The 1,294-nt window shown below is 51.7% G+C and carries 3 protein-coding genes; all 3 read right to left on the reverse strand.

Features of this window, described 5'->3' with window-relative positions; genetic code table 11:
* Positions 1-486: zf-HC2 domain-containing protein (locus ACLTD4_RS31565; protein WP_412331869.1), on the reverse strand; the 486-nt coding region annotated here is incomplete at its 3' end.
* Complete coding sequence (locus ACLTD4_RS31570; RefSeq protein WP_002603467.1) at positions 476-991, reverse strand: RNA polymerase sigma factor; 516 nt, start codon at positions 989-991, stop codon at positions 476-478. The genes ACLTD4_RS31570 and ACLTD4_RS31565, both read right to left, overlap by 11 nt.
* A gap of 102 nt (positions 992-1,093) precedes the next feature.
* The coding region (locus ACLTD4_RS31575; protein WP_412331870.1) for a metal-dependent transcriptional regulator at positions 1,094-1,294 on the reverse strand (201 nt) is incomplete at its 5' end.

Below are 1,294 nucleotides of genomic sequence, written 5' to 3' on the forward strand. Positions count from 1 at the left end.
GCCATAGACAGCGCCCCCGATCATGACCGGCGTAATCCGCTCCGCCAGAAACGTAAGAAGGCCTCTTCCCGGGAAGAATTCATTGAACTCCGTAAACATGCCGTTTCCGCTGTAATAGCCGTAGGGCTGCGCATGAAACAGATTGTGCAGCATCTCACTGGCCTTGTACGGGATGGCCAGAATCACCTTTGTCACAAGAAAGGAATCCGTAAAATACGTGATGGAAAACCAGCCCAGCACGAATCCCACCAGGGTGAACACCAGGATCCTCCTGGTTCCTTTTTCAAAATGGACCACCCGCTCCTTAAGCCCCTCATCCGTACCGCCATATCCGGCCTCCGGTATGTCCAGCTCCTTCCCTTTCTCCAGATACCCCTCGACCAGCGCGCGGCATTCTCCGCATTCCTCCAGGTGCTTTTCCACTTCCGGGTCCTCGGTATTGCCCCGCAGATACTCCAGTACCCGATCTCTGTAATCACATGCCACAGCTGTCACCTCCTCTCTGTTCATACCGGCTCCGGTACTTAAGCCTGGCCCTGTGAAGCCTGACCTTTACCACGGTTTCCGAAAGCCCTGTCACTCTGGCAATATCCGCGTACGCCATCTTTTCATAATCGCGAAGCAGGATGATCGTCCTGTCGTCGGCATTTAAGGAAGAAAGCACCTCCCGGATCAGTTTTGCCTTCTCTTCCTTCAAAAGCTTCTCCTCCGGTCCGCTCTCATACCCGGCTCCCAGCCGTTCCATGTCGGCCTCTTCCAGGAGAACCGGCTGTTTCTTTCTGGCAAAGGAAAGAAAGGTGTTCCGCGCAATCGTCAGGCACCACGTCTTTTCACTGCAGTCCTCCTTAAAGCCCTTAAGCCCCAGATAGACCTTCAAAAAAGTCTCCTGCGCCAAATCCTCCGCCGTATCTTTATCCTTCGTCATATAGGAAAGGTAACCGTATACCGCGTTTTTCTGCCTCTGGTAAACTTCTTCAAATCTCACTCCCACGGACGTCTCTCCTTTGTTTTTTCTTCATTCGAAACCGCCTTCACCTATATAGACTCCGTTTTTCCCAAAAAGTTACATCCAAAGATAAAGAAAAGCAGAAACCTACAGGCTCTGCTCGCTCATAAATCTTTTAATTCCCAAAAATACTTCCTCACTGATAATATGTTCCATGCGGCAGGCGTCTTCCTCTGCCGCCTTCCTGCCGACCCCTGCGACCTTCTGTAAAAATGCAGTCAGCAGCTTATGGCGCTCGTAGACACTCTCCGCCTTTTCAAGCCCCTCTTTCGTCAGCTCGATATCTCC

This window comes from Hungatella sp. (assembly GCF_046966825.1).